Source organism: Acinetobacter sp. ABJ_C1_1 (assembly GCF_044684115.1).
In the GTDB taxonomy this organism is placed as follows: Bacteria; Pseudomonadota; Gammaproteobacteria; order Pseudomonadales; family Moraxellaceae; genus Acinetobacter; species Acinetobacter nosocomialis_A.
Window position 1 is genome coordinate 82786 of record NZ_JBITPU010000008.1, and the last position, 20679, is coordinate 103464.

Annotated in this window: 18 protein-coding genes and 1 pseudogene; 16 read left to right on the top strand and 3 right to left on the bottom strand. The window is 39.3% G+C overall.

Going from position 1 to position 20679, the window contains the following annotated elements:
- Positions 1-4 precede the first annotated feature (4 nt).
- The 3 genes and pseudogenes from ACG59Z_RS11170 (at position 5) to ACG59Z_RS11180 (ending at position 2580) form a co-directional block, all read left to right on the top strand.
- Positions 5-1126 carry a phosphotransferase family protein gene (locus tag ACG59Z_RS11170; protein ID WP_400199369.1) on the top strand — a complete coding sequence of 374 codons (1122 nt, stop codon included), beginning with the start codon at positions 5-7 and terminating at the stop codon, positions 1124-1126.
- On the top strand, positions 1123-1821 hold the full coding sequence (locus ACG59Z_RS11175; RefSeq protein ID WP_400199371.1) for a histidine phosphatase family protein: 699 nt from the start codon (positions 1123-1125) through the stop codon (positions 1819-1821). The genes ACG59Z_RS11170 and ACG59Z_RS11175 overlap by 4 nt, the downstream gene beginning before the upstream one ends.
- Positions 1822-1836: 15 nt before the next feature.
- Positions 1837-2580, top strand: a pseudogene (locus ACG59Z_RS11180) (SDR family oxidoreductase).
- Between the two features lie 36 nt (positions 2581-2616).
- Here the strand turns inward: ACG59Z_RS11180 and ACG59Z_RS11185 are convergent.
- From ACG59Z_RS11185 to ACG59Z_RS11195, 3 genes are all read right to left on the bottom strand, one after another.
- Positions 2617-3873 (bottom strand): OprD family outer membrane porin, encoded by a 1257-nt coding sequence (locus ACG59Z_RS11185; protein ID WP_400199373.1) that lies wholly within the window; start codon positions 3871-3873, stop codon positions 2617-2619.
- Positions 3874-3982: 109 nt separating this feature from the next.
- Positions 3983-5332 carry a spinster family MFS transporter gene (locus ACG59Z_RS11190; RefSeq protein ID WP_400199375.1) on the bottom strand — a complete coding sequence of 450 codons (1350 nt, stop codon included), beginning with the start codon at positions 5330-5332 and terminating at the stop codon, positions 3983-3985.
- Between the two features lie 415 nt (positions 5333-5747).
- A complete protein-coding gene (locus tag ACG59Z_RS11195; protein WP_004701395.1) occupies positions 5748-6215 on the bottom strand; it encodes a MarR family winged helix-turn-helix transcriptional regulator in 468 nt (155 codons plus the stop codon).
- A 149-nt stretch (positions 6216-6364) separates the two neighbouring features.
- On the opposite strand from ACG59Z_RS11195, the gene ACG59Z_RS11200 reads away from it, so the two are divergent.
- The 13 genes from ACG59Z_RS11200 (at position 6365) to ACG59Z_RS11260 (ending at position 20645) form a co-directional block, all read left to right on the top strand.
- On the top strand, positions 6365-7474 hold the full coding sequence (locus tag ACG59Z_RS11200; RefSeq protein ID WP_400199376.1) for an amidase: 1110 nt from the start codon (positions 6365-6367) through the stop codon (positions 7472-7474).
- A gap of 36 nt (positions 7475-7510) precedes the next feature.
- Positions 7511-8659 carry an acyl-CoA dehydrogenase family protein gene (locus ACG59Z_RS11205; RefSeq protein WP_080759699.1) on the top strand — a complete coding sequence of 383 codons (1149 nt, stop codon included), beginning with the start codon at positions 7511-7513 and terminating at the stop codon, positions 8657-8659.
- Between the two features lie 28 nt (positions 8660-8687).
- Positions 8688-9047, top strand: coding sequence for a hypothetical protein (locus ACG59Z_RS11210; RefSeq protein WP_000387554.1), 360 nt, complete (start codon positions 8688-8690; stop codon positions 9045-9047).
- Between the two features lie 4 nt (positions 9048-9051).
- Positions 9052-9585, top strand: coding sequence for a nuclear transport factor 2 family protein (locus ACG59Z_RS11215; RefSeq protein ID WP_400199379.1), 534 nt, complete (start codon positions 9052-9054; stop codon positions 9583-9585).
- 29 nt (positions 9586-9614) lie between these two features.
- Positions 9615-10892, top strand: a complete 1278-nt coding sequence (locus ACG59Z_RS11220; protein WP_013197690.1) for a Rieske 2Fe-2S domain-containing protein — start codon at positions 9615-9617, stop codon at positions 10890-10892.
- 10 nt (positions 10893-10902) lie between these two features.
- Positions 10903-11388 (top strand): aromatic-ring-hydroxylating dioxygenase subunit beta, encoded by a 486-nt coding sequence (locus tag ACG59Z_RS11225; protein WP_002120925.1) that lies wholly within the window; start codon positions 10903-10905, stop codon positions 11386-11388.
- A 10-nt stretch (positions 11389-11398) separates the two neighbouring features.
- Positions 11399-12136, top strand: coding sequence for an SDR family NAD(P)-dependent oxidoreductase (locus tag ACG59Z_RS11230; RefSeq protein WP_032053853.1), 738 nt, complete (start codon positions 11399-11401; stop codon positions 12134-12136).
- A 34-nt stretch (positions 12137-12170) separates the two neighbouring features.
- The gene (locus ACG59Z_RS11235) at positions 12171-13124 is read left to right on the top strand and encodes a PDR/VanB family oxidoreductase (RefSeq protein WP_400199384.1); all 954 of its coding nucleotides are present in this window, start codon (positions 12171-12173) and stop codon (positions 13122-13124) included.
- 45 nt (positions 13125-13169) lie between these two features.
- The gene (locus ACG59Z_RS11240) at positions 13170-14126 is read left to right on the top strand and encodes a p-hydroxyphenylacetate 3-hydroxylase reductase component (protein WP_400199385.1); all 957 of its coding nucleotides are present in this window, start codon (positions 13170-13172) and stop codon (positions 14124-14126) included.
- Between the two features lie 198 nt (positions 14127-14324).
- Positions 14325-15239 carry a transcriptional regulator FeaR gene (gene feaR / locus ACG59Z_RS11245; RefSeq protein WP_001077876.1) on the top strand — a complete coding sequence of 305 codons (915 nt, stop codon included), beginning with the start codon at positions 14325-14327 and terminating at the stop codon, positions 15237-15239.
- Positions 15240-15447: 208 nt separating this feature from the next.
- Positions 15448-17763, top strand: coding sequence for a primary-amine oxidase (gene tynA, locus ACG59Z_RS11250; RefSeq protein ID WP_400199388.1), 2316 nt, complete (start codon positions 15448-15450; stop codon positions 17761-17763).
- A gap of 144 nt (positions 17764-17907) precedes the next feature.
- A complete protein-coding gene (locus ACG59Z_RS11255; protein ID WP_400199463.1) occupies positions 17908-19125 on the top strand; it encodes a hypothetical protein in 1218 nt (405 codons plus the stop codon).
- A 32-nt stretch (positions 19126-19157) separates the two neighbouring features.
- A complete protein-coding gene (locus ACG59Z_RS11260) occupies positions 19158-20645 on the top strand; it encodes an NAD-dependent phenylacetaldehyde dehydrogenase (protein WP_400199390.1) in 1488 nt (495 codons plus the stop codon).
- Positions 20646-20679 lie beyond the last annotated feature (34 nt).

Here is a 20679-nt window from a genome sequence, read left to right on the forward strand (position 1 = left end):
TAAGATGTCTGTAATTGATATAGGCGGTGAAGTACGTGAAGGTGAAGAGCTTGATATTGGGGCAGTGGAAAACTGGTTAAAAAGCCAAGGTGTTGAGTTGGTTGGCCCAGCAGTCGTTACTCAATATACGGGCGGGGCGTCGAATTGGACTTATCGTTTAAAGTATGAAAATACCGATTTAATTTTACGTCGTCCTCCAAAAGGAACAAAAGCGAAATCGGCCCACGATATGGCCCGTGAATATATGGTGCAAAAAAATCTTGCGCCTTATTATCCCGTGCTTCCTAAAATGGTGGCACTTTGTCAGGATGAATCGGTCATTGGTTGTGATTTTTATGTCATGGAACGCATCGAAGGTATTATTCCCCGTGCAAAATTACCGCCTGAGCTTGGCTTTAATGAAGAAAATGTTCATGAGCTCTGCGTAAATGTTATTGATAAGCTGATTGAGCTACATCAAATTCCTTATGAGAACACACCTTTAGCTGAACTAGGCAAAGGTGCGGGATATTGCCGTAGACAAGTTGAAGGTTGGGATAAGCGCTATGAAAAAGTCCGTACAATCAACGTTCCTTCATTTAAATATGTTCGAAAATGGCTAAACGATAATATCCCTCAAGACTCTACGACTTGCATTATTCACAATGATTGGCGTTTTGATAATGTGATTTTAGATCCAGAACATCCAACGGAAGTAATTGGTGTGTTGGATTGGGAAATGGCGACCTTAGGTGATCCATTAATGGATTTGGGCAGTGCTTTGGCCTATTGGGTTGAGCCCACGGATAATATGATTTTTAGATCGACACGCCGTCAGCCTACCCATTTAAAGGGAATGTTCTCTCGTAAAGAAGTCGTTGACTATTATTTGCAAAAAACTGGTCTGGAACCTCAAAACTGGACTTTTTATGAAGTCTTCGGTGTATTCCGTTTAGCCGTGATTGCTCAGCAAATCTATTATCGTTATTACCATAAACAAACCCGAAACCCTGCTTTTAAAGATTTCTGGATAGTGATCCATGCACTACATATCAGAGCTTTAAAACTTATCGCCCAGCAAAAATTACAAGAATCGGAATTTGCTCAGCAATCTCTACAGAAAATACAGGGTATTTTAAGAAGATGACCACAATTTATCTGGTAAGGCATGGACAGGCATCATTTGGTAAAAGTAACTATGATGAGTTGTCTGAAAATGGTGAAGCTCAAGCGACTTTATTAGGCCAATATTTTAAGAAAATATTGAAAGAACAACCTTATGTAGTTGCAGGAACTATGCAGCGCCATGAACAAACTGCAGAGCTTGCACTAAAAGAATGTTTTCCAGATGCGGTAATTCATCATAATAATTTATGGAATGAGTTTAACCATCAACAGGTTTTTGCTCGTTATGAGCCGCGTTTTGAACAGCCTGAACTATTAAAAGCTGACGTGGCGCAAGAACAGAACCCACGCGCATATCTTGCCAAAATATTTGAAGGTGCCATTGGACGATGGACAGATGGTGACTTTCATCATGAATATGATGAGTCTTGGCCACACTTTAAAGAAAGAGTCGAAACAGCATTGCAGCAACTTTGTGATGAGTTAGCAAAAACCAAACCTCGCTATGCAATTGTTTTTACCTCGGGTGGAGTGATTTCTGTAGCTATTGGAAAACTGCTTGAACTCAGTCCTAATCGAACTTTTGCGTTGAATTGGGCAATTGCTAATACAAGCCTCACGACTTTGCGTTTGGTTGGAAACGAAGCTCAGGTTTTAAGTTTAAATGAACATCATTTTATAAAAGCTGAGCGTCCAGATTTACTGACATGGATTTAAAATAAGGATAAAAGCATGGCAAAGACGATTTTAATTACAGGTGCAAGTTCTGGATTGGGCGCGGGTATGGCGCATGAATTTGCAGCAAAAGGTTATAACTTGGCGATTTGTGCACGCCGTTTAGACAGATTAGAAACTTTAAAAACTGAACTTGAAAATCAGTACGGTATTAAAGTAATTGCAAAAAGTCTGGATGTCACCAATTACGATCAGGTTTTTGAAGTATTTCGTGCCTTTAAACAAGAATTTGGCTATTTAGATCGAATTATTGTAAATGCGGGAGTAGGCAATGGTCGCCGTATTGGTAAAGGTAATTTTGAAATTAACAGAGCCACGGCCGAAACAAACTTTATTTCTGCTTTAGCACAGTGTGAGGCATCGATTGAAATTTTTAGAGCGCAAAATGCAGGTCATTTGGTGGTCATGTCATCCATGAGTGCAATGCGCGGATTACCAAAACATTTATCGACTTATGCGGCAAGTCAAGCTGCTGTTGCTCACTTGGCTGAAGGTATTCGAGCTGAATTATTGGATACGCCAATTAAAGTCTAAACAATTTTCCCAGGCTACATTCGTACTGAAATGAATGAAGGTGCTAAACATTTACCTTTTGAAGTCGATGCAAAAACAGGATGTAAAGCTTTAGTCAAAGCTATCGAAAAACAACCTGTAAAAGCGTATGTACCACAGTGGCCATGGCTACCAATGAGTATTGCCATGAAGGTTTTGCCTTTAAGATTAGTCAATAAATTAGGATAAAAAATTACCCCCTAAACTTTAGGGGGTAATTTTTATTTAGAATTTTTTGGTGTAATTGACGAATAAGCGGTCTTCGCCAAAGTCATTACCATGTTTTACGTTGTAATCAATACGAATATATTGCAGGGCAAAGCCTTTTAAGAGTGGCTGCTGAAAGGCATAGTTCAGAATGACATTGGACTCAGTTTCGTGGTTTTTCTCACCATTAGCTGCTTTAAAGTCATGACCGTAAACATATTTCACCATTGCGTTTAAGCCCGGAACGTAATCTTTAAAATCGTAGCCGTACATGACATGGTAAGACTTTTCATCTTCTTTAAAAAAGCCCGTGGCATTCCAGTTAATGAAATAAGTTTCTGGTAAGAAGCCATCTGGTAGCGGGTAAGCCGACTCACCGATAATCTGTTGATAACCCAAACCAAAGGTATGGTTTTTTACTTTAACGGTTTCAAGTAATCCAATGTTCTGCGCATCAATATCAAAAGTATTGCCGTCATCTTTTGCATTAAAGTACTTAAATTTAGAGGTAAGAGCAAAAGTTGGTTGCTTCCAATTATGCTCAAGGCCAACATAGTGTTTGTTATACAGATCTTCTAAATTACCAAAATAATATTCACCCTTTAAAGACGGCGTAAATTGATATCGCAGGTCAATGTAGTTCAAACCATCAGATTCTTTGGTAATTCCATTTGATGTAAAGGAAAACTTTTTAAAGTCTTCTTCATTTCGTGGCGACACTTTTTCCACTCGGCCAATTTCAGCATAGAGTTGATCTGAAAGTTGTGACTTTAAGTTGGTTCCCCAATACGAAGTGAGTAACTGACGACTAGCATCTACGGCAGTTACAGGTAAATCTAGCCAGAGTTCACCCACACTTAATAATGTTTTGTTATAGCCCAGCTTTAAAGTCGCGCCGTATTTTAAATAGTCTGAAGCCTGAGATTGCGTTTCTTTATTAAAAGGCAGAACAGTATCTGCGACATGTTTGTCTGAACTTAAGCGCACAGCATATTGAACAGATGCATCAGCCCCAATCGTAATCGGCTTATCTGCTATGACTAATGGAGTGTCATGCATTTTTGATTTATAAAATAAAGATGCTGCCTGAGACCAACTACCAGTATCTTTTAAGGCATCGTTATCAAAATTACGGTTGATATAGGCATTCTTTAAAGTGAATTTCCATTCATCTTCAGTTTGCTGATTTGGATTTGCGGCCCATGAGTTGCTGCACATCAGTAATAAAGTGGCAACGGCTAAAGTGTGTGGTTTAAAACGGTGAAATAATTCCATAATCCATTTCCCAGATGTATGCCAGTCCTCGGCACTACGTAATTTTGAATATTTCGGTACTCTCTAAGCGTTTAATTAGAGAGTACATTTTTGCAATTGGTGATACCTATTAATTTAATTTTTCAAGCTTCATACTTTCACTAAAGAATTTGCAGCCTTTAAAAAGCAGAATTAGAGCCAGTACACATGACAGACCACCCACAATAGATAAAGAAGAACCTACCATTAACGGACTACCAAAAACTTTATCTGTAATAATTGCTACCAATGTTGTACCAATACCGAGTCCAATTAAGTTGCTCACCAAAAGGAATAGGGCAGAAAGGCGTGCTCTAAATTGATTTGGGGCTAACATTTGTAATGCTGTTGCCGAAATTACTAGAGGGAAAGATGCGAAAAACATTGCAGGAATCAGTAAGCTGACTGAAAGCCATAGCTGATCTGTTTGGGTAAAAAAAACAATTGGAATAATTAGGCCAACAATTCCAATCACACCTGTGAACATCGGTGCATCTTGGCGTCCTTTTTTAATAAACCAGTCGTTTAGCCAACCTGCACAAAACACGCCTAATGTATTTGCAATTAACAGAATTGTGCCGAGCATGTAACCTGTTTCAGTCGGTGCAAGTTGAAACTTTCGAATATAAAATGCAGGTGTCCAGCTAGTCAGGCTGTAGAGTGCCATTGCATAAAAGGTAAAACCTAAATAATGACAAGCAAATGTTTTCGAATGCTTTTTAATAAACTGAAGACATTGTGAGAATTTAACTTGGTCAACTTGTCCATTTTGATTGAGCTGTTGGCCTTTACGTGCAGGGTCTTTAACGGTCAGAATAAATAGCAGACCAATAATGATGCCAGGTAAACCGACTACAAAAAAGGCAATTTGCCATGCTTTAAGTGCGCCTAATAGTGGAGCTTCAATGAGCGTTACGCCTTTAAGCAAATTAATGACATAACCGCCAACTAAAAAGGCGATACCACCACCTAAAAAAGCACCAATTGAATAAATTCCGACAGCACGACCTAGTTTGTCCTTACTAAACATGTCGCTGAACATTGAATAAGCGGCTGGAGATAACGCAGCTTCACCCACACCGACCGCCATACGGCTCAGGAACAGTTGAATAAAGTTTTTACTTAAACCACAAGTTGCCGTTGCTAGGCTCCAAACAATAATCCCGATTGAAATCAATTTTGGTCGTGAAAAACGATCGGCAATATAGGCTAAGGGTAAACCCATAACCGCATAAAACAGTGAGAAGGCAAGGCCATGTAATAGGCTAAATTGTGTATCTGAAAGTTGGAGATCTGCTTTGATGGGTTCAATCATCAGCGCTAGAATTTGGCGATCAATAAATGAAAATATATATGCCAACATACAAAGTGTGACGACATACCATGCATAAGCATTGCTTTTCTTTTGTGTCCTTTCAACAGCGATATTACTTTGGTTCATACACTTAATCCTTATGTATAAAACGCTTAAAGAAATTGATATCTAACTTTTATTATTCCTCTGAAGTTTTCGATATTTCCCCCTTTTAGATAAGAATAATAAATAGGCTAGAAATGAGTAATTTGGTCTCGTACAGACCGGAAGAGTGTGTCTAAACCCGATTAGAGTTAATGGGATTTTAAAAATCATGGAATTATTATTTTCTTTTTATATGTAAAATTCCATTACTTATTGAGTATGTTAGAATACCTAAAAAGTATGTTAAGTAAACAGATAGTAATAATTTATTGGACTAAGAAACTGATTTTTATTTATTTTTTAATATTAAAACTTATTTTAATAAAGAGCAGCGAGAAAAGAAGAACTATTTTCAGGCTGCTCTTGAGCGTATCTAACCCGATATCAAGTCAAATAATCAACTTGATGGCATGAGATCAAATAATTTTTTTAACTGGTGATTTAAATTGTGAAGCTCATCTTCTGAAAAGGCATTTAGGATGCCTGCCAAGGTAACCACACTAATTTGATTAATCTGTTCAACCAGCTCAACACCTTTGGGAGTTAATTTCACCATCGAGATGCGTTCATCGGTGGTAGAAGAGTAGACCTCGACAATTCCATCTTCTACTAAGCGATATACAGCTTTTGTTGCCGTAGTTAACTTTAAGGTAGAAAGATTAGCGATATCGGTAATACTGGCTTCACCCAAAGCATTAGTACTTAAAATGATTTTACGGCGTGTATTATCAATACCTAGTTTTTTTATTGATTTTTCAATGAGTTGTGAATATTTTCCGTTAACTTGGGAAACCCAAAAAAAAGGGAAGTTTTGAATACTCGACGGTTCTTTATTAGGAAGAAATTGTTCTAAATGATCAAGCATAGCTAAGCAATAACTTAGTGAAAAAAGGGTAATCCTATTATAAACAAAATTTTGGATATTTCCTTGGGAACAAATTATAAAAAATACTTGACAATTCCATTAAATTTTCCGATATTTTAATTAATGAATAAAAATACATGGAAAAGTGAATGAATATTATTAGCCAAAGCGTGCACAAAGGAAGTGGCAAGCTCAAGGTGATGGTCAAGGACACAATTGATATTCAAGGTCTAAAAACCATTGCTGGTAGTCGAGCTTTACTAAATGTTGAACCTGCTCAAGATGATGCTGAGGTGGTTAAAAACATTTTAAAAGCTGACTGTGAAATTATTGCAAAAACAAATTTGCACGAATTGGCTTTTGGCATTACAGGCATTAACCATGCTTTTGGTACACCCATCAACCCTAAATATCCTGAACTTATTCCAGGCGGATCTTCGAGTGGTTCGGCTGCGGCAGTTGCAGCAAAACAAGCAGATTTTACTTTAGGTACCGACACGGGCGGCTCTATCCGTATGCCCGCTGCGTGCTGCGGAGTTTTTGGTTTAAAACCAACTTTTGGCCGTGTGAGCAGAAAAGGCGTATATCCGCCGTCGAGTTCTTTAGATTGCGTTGGTCCTTTTGCAAATTCAGTCGAGATGATTGAAAAGGCCATGCAAATTATTGATCCAACTTTCAAACCTACGGAATTTACTCGTACACCAAAAATTGCTGTTCTCGATGTAAGCGCAGATCAGGTCGTTTGGAACTGTATTCATCAAGCACTTCAAAAAGCAAATTTAGAGACCGTTTTAGAAAAAGTTGAACATTTTGAAGCAGCTTATGATGCAGGCATGCAGATTATTAACTATGAAAATTGGCAAGCTTTTGGTGAGTTAACCCAAACAGGCTTAATTGGTTCTGATGTAAATGGTCGTTTATTAAAAGCAGCCCACACCACTTTAGAGCAAGTAAAGCAAGCAGAAGCTGTGAAAGCGCAGCTGACAAAGGAACTCGATGCTTTATTAGAAAAATATGATGCATTGGTTCTGCCGACACTTCCACAAATTCCACCAAAAGTTTCTGAAGCTGAAAACACGGTCGCTTTTTTGAACCTAACCGGTTTAGTTCGACCATTTAACTTATCAGGACATCCAGCCATTTCAGTGCCACTTGAAACCAGTGAAGGTTTGCCTGTGGGCTTACAGATCGTATCAAAGCATCAAAAAGATGAGCAATTATGTGCAATAGCTAAATTTTGTGTTGATGCAATGCAATAAATTACAAGGAGTTAGATGATGAATAAGTTGTCTAAAATGGAGTTTGCTTCTCAAGACAAAGCAGTTGATTTAGATGCTTTGTGCCAAGAAATTCGTGAGCGTGCCTGTGCAGGTGAGTTTGATAATCAGGCCTATGTGAGCCAAGACATTATCGAAAAACTTAAAAAAATTGGTGTTTACCGTGCCTTAGTGCCTAAACGTTTTGGTGGTGAAGAATGGTCACCGCGGCAGTTTTGTGAGTTGATCGAAACTTTATCTAAAGCTGATGGTTCAGTGGGTTGGGTGGCAAGTTTCGGTATGAGTCCTGCGTATTTAGGAAGTTTGCCCGAAGAAACGCTGAAAGAGTTGTACCAAAACGGGCCAGATGTCGTATTTGCCGGAGGTATTTTCCCACCTCAGCCTGCCGAAATTACCGATGAAGGTGTGGTGGTGCGCGGACGTTGGAAATTCTCAAGCGGCTGTATGGGAGCGGACATTGTTGGCGTGGGGATTTCACCCCTTAAAAATAATGAAATGCAAGGTTTACCACGCATGGCCGTGATGCCTGCCAACAAAGCCAAAATCGAAATGACATGGGACACTGTTGGCCTAAAAGGTACCGGAAGCCATGATTTGGTGGTTGAAGATGTATTGGTCGAAAAAAAATGGACCTTTGTACGTGGCGAACCTTCAAAACTCAGCGAGCCATTTTTTAAATATCCATCACTGTCTTTAGCGACTCAAGTGTTAACCGTGGTGGGTATTGGTGTTGCAGCTGCCGCATTAGAAGAATTTGAAAAATTAGCACCGGGTAAAGCATCTATTACAGGTGGGTCAGAAATTGCAAACCGACCAGTGACTCAATATGAGTTTGCTCAAGCTGATGCAGAGTTTCAGGCTGCAAAGTCTTGGTTTTATCAAACCATGGATATTGTCTGGAATGAAATTATTGCTGGTCGTGAAGCAACTGCTGAACAGATTAGTGATATGCGTTTGGCATGTACCCATGCAGCTCGCGTTTGTGCCAAAGTGACCCGAAAAATGCAAATGCTCGCGGGTATGACAGCGATTTATACCAACAATCCATTTAGCCGTTTTGTAAATGACACCAACGTGGTGACCCAACATGCCTTTATGGGTGATGCAACTTTACAAAATGCAGGCTCAATCAGTTTCGGGTTAAAACCAACCCCAGGTTATTTATAAGTTTTAATTTTTTAAAAAGGATATTGAAATGGAAGCTAAAAAATCATTACGCGTTTTGTTTTGCATGGGTATTAACCAAAACTTTTTTGACGCGGAACCTGCTGAAGCAAAAGCAGTTTGGGCCGCGTTTGGTGAAATGTGGAATGGCATTCATGACTTACCGGGCGTACATGTTTTTGGAAATCTTGATGATGACCAAAGCATGGTTGGTCCAAGTGCTGGTTGGCCTTGGACAACCTACTTGCTTGCTGATGTTCCGGATATTGAAACCGTACATGCCGCTTGTAACTTGTTTAGAACGACCGTAGTGGGTGAAGGGCCATACAAACTTTGGAAATATTGCAAAGTTGAAGCTCGTGTTGGGCGTGAATTGATTATCCAACGTTAAGGCGATGGCAATGAATGACAAAGTGAATATGGCAGAAATCATAGAGCGGCTAGACCAGTTAGAAGCGCACAACGCGATTCGTAACTGCCTGAACCGTTATATGGAAATCTGTGACGAGCTTAATGCAAATACAGATCTTGAAGAGCTGATGAATCTTTTTGATCAGGACTGTATTTGGGAAGGTATTGGCGAGAAATATGCCAAATCTTTTGGCCGTTATGATTCTTGGCAGTCGATTTACGACATGTTTAAAAGTTATACCCAAAAAGAATCTCACTTTGTTATGAATGCACACTTTGTAAATTCAGAACAAATTTATGTAAATCAAAATGATGCAAATGCTTCATGGCTCATGTTGCAAACTTCAACCTTTAAAGATGGCCGTAGTCATCTGAATACAGCAAAGCTCAATGTGAAGTTTCAAAAGCAAGCAGATGGAACATGGAAAATTAAACATTTCCAAACACAGAATATTTTCAGTCGTCCGGTATCGCATTGGCACAGTGAAGCTGAATTGCCGGTACCTTCCCAGGAATGACCCAGGATATATTTAAAAGGACTATTGATATGAACAGTATTATCCCGACGCATAACATTGGCACTGATTACGATACTTTGGTTCAAAGTGACCGTGCTCATACTTCTCTTTATAAAGATGAACGCATTTTTGATGAAGAAATGGAAAAAATCTTTTATAGCACTTGGGTGTGGGTTGCACACGCGAGTGAAATTCCGGAAGGTGGAAGCTATAAAACGATTAACATCGGTAAACAGCCTGTGGTTGTGGTGCGTGACCGTAAAAAGAAAGTCCATGTACTTTTAAACCGTTGCCGTCACCGTGCAGCAACCGTATGTGAACATAAAAAAGGAAAAACTAATAGTTTTGTATGTCCGTACCACGGTTGGAGTTATGCACTTGACGGTAGTTTACGTGGTGTGCCATCTCCGGAAAGCTACGGCGATTGTTTAGATAAATCAGAATTACCACTGGTGAGTCTACGGGTAGAAGAATATAACGGGATGATCTTCGCTTCATTTAAAGAAGACATTCAACCGCTTGAAGAGTTCCTTGGGCCTGCGAAAAAATGGATTGACCTGTTTATGAAACAAGGTGCGGGTTATCCAATTAAAGTGTTGGGTGAACACCGTTTCCGTTTTCCGGGTAACTGGAAAATCCAGCTTGAAAATACCACCGATGCATATCACTTCCCGTTGGTACATAAGTCATTCTTAAGTTCTGTCGATGAAAAAACAGAAGAACTCTTTAACTTCGAAAATCAGCCGGGCTTTGTTGAAGACTTAGGTAATGGTCACAGTGTTATGGTGATGATTCCTGAACTGGTTGATTTAGACGAAGAGCTTATGGAGCGACCAATTCAAGAGCGCTTTGAAGACTTGGCTCAAGCTTTGCGTGACGAAGGGCATGAAGAGTTAGAAGTACGTCGTATTGTCCGTGCAGTGGGTGGTTCAGGATTTAACTTAAATTTATTCCCGAATATTGCATGTTCGATGGCGTTCTTCCGTGTGTTACAGCCAATTTCAGTTGCTGAAACAGAAATTCATCACTCGGTGATTACGATGGATGGTGGCCCGCAAATTGCCAACCAATATCGCTTACGTTTGCATGAACATTTCCAAGGCCCATTTGGTTTTGGTACACCAGATGACTCAGAAGCTTGGGAGCGCGTACAACACGGTGCCAATGCGGGTAATGATTTATGGATTATGCTCAACCGCGGTTTACCGGGCGAAGTCAAAACCGAAGATGGTTTAAAAAGTGATGTCAGTGCTGAAACAGGTATGCGTGCAGCATATCAGCAGTGGAAAAAGATGATGACGGCTTAAGGAGAGAGCAATGAATATGAATCTGCAATTATTAAATGAAGTCACTGCTTTCATCTGGGCTGAAGCAGATATGTTAGACCACAGCGAATATCGTGAATGGCTCAATTTATGGAATGAAAAAGGGGTTTATATCATTCCGATTGACCCGAACCTCACAGACTACGAAAACAACTTAAATTATGCCTATGACGATAATCATATGCGTACTTTACGTGTACAGCGTCTTGAAAATGGTGAGGCAATTTCTACGGCACCAAAGGCGAATACGGTACGCAGTATTTCGCGAGTACGAGTCATTCAAGACCAAGATGATGAAATCGTTTTACGCTGTGCTCAAAACTTACGTGAATTCCGTAAAGAAAACCTCAAGCATTACACAGCAGATATTACTTACCATTTGACTCGTGATGCGGCCACAGGTTTTAAGATTAACCGTAAAATCATTAACTTGGTTAACTCAACCGATACCTTAGCTGGTATTAGCTACATTCTTTAGGAGCGGTAACATGAAACAGGTTGTTTTAGTGACAGGTGCTGCTTCTGGACTCGGTAATGTCATTGCTGAATATTTTGCGAGCCAAGGCCATCAAGTGATTTTGTCGGCAAGTACGCTTGAAAAAGCCGAAAATGCCAAGGCACAAAGTCAGTATGCCCAAAATATGTTTCCTTTAAAGCTGGATATTTCGGTTGAAGCAGATTTTCATGCAGCGGTGCAATGGATTGAAGAGAAATTTTCTAAACTTGATGTGTTGATTAACAATGCCACCGTCACCAAAGCAACGCCAGTATTAGAAATTACCGCAGCTGATTTTGATTGGGTGACCCAAGTCAACCAACGCGGCACCTTTCAGGCTTGCCAAATTATTGGCCAATATATGGCTAAAAAAGGCTATGGACGCATCATTAATATGGCGTCGTTAGCAGGACAAAACGGTGGTACTGCAACAGGTGCACACTATGCGGCAACCAAAGGCGCGATTGTGACGTTAACCAAAATTTTTGCCAAAGAGTTTGCGGCAAAAGGGGTAACGGTCAATGCAGTTGCACCGGGACCAATGGAATCTCCAATCGTTCATAGCGTGGTGCCAGACGAAAAAATGGAACAGTTCATCCAGAATATTCCAGTTAAAGCCTTAGGAAGTATGCACTTTATTGCTGAAACTTGTGGGTTGCTTGCGAGTCCAAATGCAGGGTTTGTGACTGGTGCAACATGGGATATTAACGGTGGTTTATTCATGCGTTAAGCCAATAGGCTACGCATGAAAAGGGAGTTGAATCATGACTACACTTTATGATGTTGTCGTTAAAAATCGCCATGTGGAAGGTGGAAATATTGCAGTCATGGAATTTGAATCTGCAACTTCTACAATATTGCCAAAAGTTGAAGCAGGTGCGCATATTGATGTGCACTTACCGAATGGCATGGTGCGCCAATATTCACTTTGCCAAAATCCAAATGATGAAGGTAAGTTTAGGCTTGGAATTTTACGTGACCCTGAATCACGTGGTGGCTCAGTCTCGGCTTTTGATGAAATTAAAGATGGCATGCAAATTCAGGTGAGCGAGCCAAAAAATTTATTTCCACTTTTAAAAGCTAAACACAGCGTATTGATTGGTGGTGGAATCGGGATTACGCCGTTAATCACGATGGCCTATCAACTTGCACACGAAGGTGCATCGTTCGAGCTTCATTACTGTGGTGCTAGCCCAGAAAACTGTGCTTTTGTTGATGAAATTAAAAATGGTGAGTTAGCACAATACACAACTTTCCATTTTAAATCCGAAGGCGCAAGCCATAGAGCATTTTTTGAATCTGCCATCAAAGATATTGACCTTGAGAGCCATATTTACACCTGTGGTCCAGTCGGTTTCATGGATTGGGTGATTAATCTTGCCACGACTCACGATTTTCCTGAACAGCAAATCCACAAAGAATATTTCCAAGTTGAAACTGATACTTCTGGAGATTCATTTGAGGTGGTGGCTGAGCGTAGTGGAAAAATCATTATGGTTGAAGCTGGCGAAACCATTTTGCAGGCATTGGCTAAAGAAGGCATCGAGATTGAAATGTCTTGTGAGCAAGGCGTATGCGGAACCTGCATGTGCGATGTAATTGAAGGTGAACCTGATCATCGAGATGTTTATTTTACTGATGAAGAAAAAGCCAGCAATGAACAAATATTGGTGTGCTGTTCGCGCTCTAAAACACCGAGACTAGTTTTAGATATCTAATGCTCTCGCGATTTATATGGATGTAAGAGAAGGTTTAGGAGAAAGATGATGAATGTATTACAACAAATAAATGAGTTTACGGTCGATCCACTACAGTTCCGACGAGCATTAGGAAATTTTGCAACAGGCGTTACCATTGTTACTGCACAAAATGCACAAGGTGAAAAAGTAGGAGTCACTGCAAATAGTTTTAACTCGGTGTCACTCGATCCACCACTTATTTTGTGGAGCATTGATAAAAAGTCTTCAAGTTTTTCGGTGTTTGAAGAAGCGGCACATTTTGCTGTCAATATTTTATCAGGCACTCAAATTGAGCTGTCTAATAAGTTTTCGAGACGCAATATTGATAAATTTGCAGACACCAATTTTCAACTTGGCGCAGGACGCGCCCCCATTTTAGAAAATTGTTCTGCGGTGTTTGAGTGCGAACGTTATCAAGTGATTGAAGGTGGTGATCACTGGATTATTATTGGTAAGGTGGTTCGTTTCCATGACCAAGGCCGAAGCCCGCTGGTTTACCATCAAGGTGCATATTCTTGTGTCATGCCGCATCCGAGCCTTCAAGTTAAGCAAACTGAACAGAGCGGCGTAGACCAAACACATTATGGGCACTTATATAACAATGTCTGCTATTTGATGAGTCGTGCTTTTAAAGCTTATCAAACCGACTATATTCCTAAGCAAATGGCTTCTGGTTTCCGGACCAGTGAATCACGTCTTTTGCTCGTTTTGGCCAGTGGTACTGCTTCAAGTAAGGAAGATTTACCGCGTGATATTGCTATGCCAATGCAAGAAGTTGAAAGATCGGCTGAAATTCTAAAATTTGAAGGCTTATTGGTTGATCAGGATAATTTGTATGCACTGACCGAAAAGGGTAAAAAAACGGCGCAGTATTTGTTTGATATTGCCGATAGCCACCAAAACGAGGTTTTTAAAAAGTATTCTGAGGAACAAAAGGATATTTTTATTACCATGCTGCGAGATTTTGCAGGAGTAGCATAAGTCCCATTAAGCTGATAAATTGAATTGATTTATCAGCTTATTCATATCTAGCTGACTATCATCAAAACAATTCCAAGGATAAGGAATTTTTGGCACACAATTTGTTTATCAATAAAACAAGATTGCAAATAAGCCAAGACAGTGCACCACCATAAACGCAAAATTTTGAGCGGTTGCACATGTATAGAGAGGTAAGGGATGAACCAATATGTAAGCGATGCATTACTCACATGGACGCACCATATTAAAAGCGTGTGTGGCAATTTTGAAACCGATTTTGACGGAACCCGTAATTTATTCATTGGTGAAGTTCAGTGCTTTTTATTGGGTGATACCGAAATTGCTTTTATCAAAAACAATGCCAATAAGATTGTCCGAAAAGCCGATGAAATCGATCGAGTGAATAATCGTTTTTGTTTTTTGATTTTGCAGTATTCGGGAAAAATGCTACTCGAATATAAAAATGAAACCTTAAGCCTAAATGAAGGCGATATTGTGTTGGTCGATCCGGTCGAAACAATTTCAATGTATCCGCAAGGTTTGGTAAGTCAGATTTCAGTCCATCTGTCGCGTGAAAAATTACTTAAAGAAAATATTAGTACCGAATATTTTGGAAAACTGATTACGCAAAATATGAGTGGTTTTTTACTCAAGAATATTTTGAAAAATATGTCTGCTGAAAACATTAAACTTTGGTACGCAACTGAAGATGGTAATGCTTTTGAAGATGCACTGATAGCCTTAATCAAACCCACAATTAATTATAAAAATATAAATAGCTCAAATAATCTGATGGAAAAAGCTGAGCGATATATTATAGAAAACTTAGCAAAACCAGATCTAACCCCTAAATTAATTGCAGAGCATATTGGGGTATCACTACGACATCTCTACCGTTTATTCCTTCAAGAAAATTTATCTATTAACAAATACATACAGCTCAAACGTCTAGAAAAAGTCAAAGCTGATTTGCTTGATAAAAAGAATAAACAAAGCTCAATTACCCAAATTGCCTTGAAATGGGGTTTTTGGGATGGGGCACATTTCTCAAAGATCTTTAAAAAGACTTATGGCATTTCGCCCAAAGAATTTAGAGAGGGTATGTCGGTTTAAATACTTCTTCTTTTAATGTCACTTTTAGACAAATTCGACGTCATTCTTGAACAAGCTAGCCCTATGTAACTGTGTTGAAATTAAATTCATTAGAGCAGGTTAGATAAGCTTAATAACCATAAAACTATTAAGTTGGTCTAATAAATTTCACTCACAGGAAGTGCATTTTAACTATCTGATTCAGATAGTTCAGGGATAGATGAAAAGGATGAAACCAATGCGTAAACAACGATTATTGAATGACATACAAAAAATACTGGCACTTAACTTATCAATCGCTGCAAGCTTTTGGGGACTCAATACTCAAGCGTTTGCGCATGGTGGCAAGGCCGAAATGGTCTCACTTTATCAAAACATGAGTGAGCAAGGCGCTAAAGTTGTCAAAGATGATTTTACCAATACTTATATGATTACCAAAGGCTCTATGGTGGTTCGAGCTAAACCTAATTCAGATCAGGTTTTAGTGAATGGAAAACCTCTAAAATTAAGCGTCCCATTATTAATTAAAGACAATAAACCTGTTATTGGAAAAGATTTTTTTAATGAAGTATTCCAGTCTGGGTTAGATCAAACTTTTAAAGTTGAAAATACGTTTCACCCGCTCAATAGCTTAAATTCTGATGAAATCAAAAAGACGTTTGATGTGATTAACCGCTCGAAATACGCCTATAAAAATATGCGTTTTGCCGAGTTAAAGCTTAAAGAACCAGAAAAAGCCAAAGTCTGGGATTACTTTATTAATCACAAAGAATTTAAAGAAGATCGTATGGCCTCATTTATTTTATTAAAAGGCAACCAGGCGATTGAAGGTGAAGTTAATCTTAACACTCAACAAGTCACAAAATGGAATGTACTTAAAGACACTCATGGAATGGTATTGCTCGATAATTTTGAAGCCGTACAACGTGTAATTGAAACGAGTAAAGAATATCAAGACGCGTTACGGAAACGCGGCATTACCGATGTGAAGAAAGTGATTGCTACACCGCTAACTGTTGGATATTTTGGCGGTAAAGATGGTCTGGACAAACAACTCAATATATTAAAAGTTGTTGCTTACCTTGATGTCGGTGATGGTAACTACTGGGCGCATCCTATTGAAAATTTAGTTGCTGTAGTCGATTTAGATAAAGAAAAAATTATTAAGATTGAAGAAGGTTCGATCATTCCTGTGCCAATGGCAAATCGACCTTATATGTCGAATAAGCCAGTAGCAAGTAAGCTAAAACCACTTAATATTACTGAACCTGAGGGCAAAAACTTTAGCATTACCGGTCAAACTATACATTGGGGAAACTGGTGTTTGCATGTGGCGTTAGACTCTCGTGTTGGCTTGCAGCTTTCAACCGTGACTTACAAAGATAAGGGCGTAAAGCGTAAAGTCATGTATGAAGGCAACTTGGGTGGAATGGTAGTTCCATATGGCGACCCTGATATTGGTTGGTACTTCAAATCTTATTTGGACTCTGGCGAATATGGTATGGGAACACTTACCTCATCTATTCTTCCGGGAACAGATGCACCCGACAACGCTGTTTTACTTGATGCCGTGATTGCAGACTACAAAGGCCAGCCTCAAGTAATTCCAAATGCCATTGCTGTGTTTGAACGTTATGCTGGGCCTGAATATAAACATCATGAAATTTTTGGTAATCAAGATGCCAGTGAAGCCCGCCGTGAACTTGTTGTGCGCTGGATTAGTACGGTTGGAAACTACGATTACATGTTTGACTGGGTATTTGCCCAAAATGGTGTAATTGGAATTAATGCGGGTGCAACGGGTATTGAAGCTGTTAAAGGCGTTAAATCACGCACCATGCATGACAGTACCGCAAAAGAAGACACCAAATATGGAACTTTAATTGACCATAATATTGTGGGTACAACGCATCAGCACATCTATAACTTCCGCTTAGATATGGATGTAGATGGGGAAAACAACAGCTTTATGCATATGGACCCTGTGGTGAAAGCCAATGACAAAGGTGGTGTTCGTACAAGCTCAATGCAAATTGATAGTAAAGTCATTACGAATGAGCAAAATGCAGCTGAAAAATTTGATCCATCCACTATTCGCTTACTCACGAATTTCAACAAGGAAAATAAATTAGGTAATCCAGTTTCTTACCAATTGATTCCGTTTGCAGGTGGAACACACCCTGTGGCAAAAGGAGCCAATTTCTCTAAAGATGAATGGTTATTTAAACGTTTGAACTTTATGGATAAGCAAATTTGGGTGACTCAGTACAATCCAGACGAACGCTATCCTGAAGGGAAATATTCAAATCGTTCGACTCATGACACAGGGTTAGGACAGTTCATTGGTAACAACGAAAATATTGAAAATAAAGACCTCGTGGTGTGGATGACAACAGGCACAACCCATGTGGCACGTGCTGAAGAGTGGCCAATCATGCCAACAGAATGGGTGAATACACTCATCAAACCTTGGAACTTCTTTGACAGCACCCCGACTTTAAACTTGGGTGAAGAAGAGCAAAACACTCAGCACGACCATCACTAAACGGGTGCATGATCTAGAGTGGGTAACGAATCGATTACCCACACTTGAGCACGGTTAGGCCGTTCGCAAAAAAGGAATTTCTCAATGAAAAATTTATTTTCTCAGGCTGTGAGAGGGACTCTCTTTGTCTCATTTTTTTCAACTGTGCATGCTGGTGAGCTTGAAATTAAGCCAACTTTTGAAGCAACTTTTGGGGCTTTTAGTAGCGGTAAAAGCTATAACGGCGAAAACCTAGATGATGAAAGAGTCAATTGGCAAGAAGGCCATCTTAAATATGGTGCTAAAGGACAATACACCTTTAAAAACAATCAGCTCTATGCAAGCTTGAGCGGTATTAGCTCGGCAACATTTGGTGATGGTGACGCCGGCCAAAATAGTAATGGCAAAGAACGTAAAACAGATGTGAATGAATGGATCATTGGTTTTAAAGACGGCACCAATAAAGATGAGTTAACGACCTATGATTTAAGTATTGGTCGACAAAATATCATGATTGGTGATGGGTTCTTCATTGCGGGTGATGCATTAAATCTCGGTAAAGCGCCTGCGGACGGCATACTAGATCGGGGCGGAGCATATTATCTGGCAGCTCGTCGAAGCTTTGATTTTACAAGTTTGCTTCAATACAAACCGCAAGAGAATACAACGTTAAAGCTGGCATATTTAAAGTCAGACAATAAAGCACAATTTTCACCTGAACTATTTGTGACTGATCTGATGTATCAGCTTAAAGATAAGGGCGTTGGGTTTACCTATTTAAATGTATTAGATATTGAAGATGCTGAACACGTTTCAGGACGCGAAGATCTTAAAAATTATGCTTTACGTTTGAATTATCAACCTTTACCAGAGCTACAAGTTAAAACTGAGTTTGTTGTACAAGATAAAAAAGATGGCCAAGAAAATGCTGGCTACTTAGCGATGAACTATAACTTTTTATCTTCAAAATATACACCCTCATTAGGCTATCGTTTTAGCCATTTTTCAGATCAATATGACCCTATGTTCTATGGAAATACAGTCGGGTTTGGTACATGGTTTCAGGGCGAAGTTGCCGGAAACTATGCTGGTCCATTCAATAAAAATGCAGATATTCATCAAGTCTCTTACATGATGAACTTGAAAGAAAATTTTATGTTGGGTGCTTTGGCCTATAAGTTCAAAACAGTAAATAAGTCTTTAACTAATGTAGACGGACATGAGCTGGATGTTTTTTCAGTCTGGTCGGTTAATAAAAAATTCAATGTTATTCCTTTAGTAGGACTCTATAAACCAAAACACGATATCCATAGCGGCGGTACTCAAAACTACGATGACAAGACCAATGTATATGCGCAGTTGATTCTGCAATACATCTATTAATAGATCCTTTTTAATGAATTGAGAGAAATAAAATGAGTGAAGTCCAGATTTTACAAAGCGTACAGCAATTTATGGCACGTCAACATGGACACTTTATTGATGGAAAGTTAGTTGCTGCCGAGCATTTAGACAAAGTGGATATTGTAAATCCATCGACTGAACAAGTTGTTGCTCAAATTAGTATTGGTAGTCAACACGATGTCGAAAATGCGGTGAAAAGTGCTGAACATGCTTTTCAAAATGCTTGGGCTGAAACTACGCCGTATGAACGTGGCGTTAAACTAAATAAGTTGGCAGATTTAATTGAACAACATGGTGAAGAACTTGCACAGCTCGAGACGTTGTCTACAGGAAAGCTTATCAATATTTCCCGTCATCTTGAAGTTACACAATCCGTTATTTTCTTAAGATATTTTGCTGGTTGGGCAACCAAAATTAATGGTCAAACCATGCAACCCTCTATTCCTTCTATGCAAGGTGAGAAATATACAGCCTTTACTTTAAGACAACCAATTGGCGTGGTTGCAGGGATTGTGCCTTGGAATTTCTCACTCATGATTGGCGTTTGGAAAATCGGTTCAGCTTTGACAACTGGCTGTACCATTGTGCTTAAACCAAGTGAGTTTGCCAGCTTATCTTTATTACGTTTAGCCGAACTTGCCATTGAGGCAGGTATTCCAGCGGGTGTAATTAATGTAGTGACAGGTAAGGGGGAGACAGGACAATATTTAATTGAGTCACCACTCGTTAAGAAAGTCTCATTTACAGGTTCAGTACCAACAGGTATTGCCATTGGTAAACTCGCGATGAGCAGTGATTTAACTCGGGTAAGTCTAGAGTTGGGTGGTAAAAATGCCATAGCGGTTTTGGCCGATGCAAATATTGATGAGATTTTACCAACTTTGCTACAAGCAACTTTTGTGCATCAAGGTCAGGTTTGTGCATCGCCAGAGCGTTTTTTTGTCCACCATACAAAACATGATGAACTTGTCGAGAAACTATCTAAAGCACTCTCTCAGTTTAAAATTGGATCGGCTATGGATGAAGGAAGTATGTTTGGTCCACTCTCTAATCAGCCACATTTTAATAAAGTGAAACATTATTTAGATATGGCTAAAGCCAACAACCAGATTATTGCTGGAGGTGAGGCTCTAGATCAGATAGGATATTTTGTACAGCCGACTTTGATTTCCTTCAAAAATACGGATGATCCTTTATTTTCAGAGGAAACTTTTGGTCCAGTAGTCGGGATAATGCCATTCGAAACTGATGAAGAGCTCATTCAACTGATGAATCAGTCGCGCTTTGGTTTAACCGCAAGTATCTGGACAAATGACTTATCTAAAACTTTACGTTTAATTCCTAAAATTGAAGCAGGGACCTTGTGGGTCAATATGCATACGTTCTTAGATCCATCTGTTCCATTTGGCGGGGTAAAAGCTTCAGGAATTGGCAGAGAGTTTTCAGATGCATTTATTGAAGATTACACCGAATTAAAATCGGTTATGATTCGTTATTAAGTTTCTACGAGATATAAAAAATGGCCTATAAAGG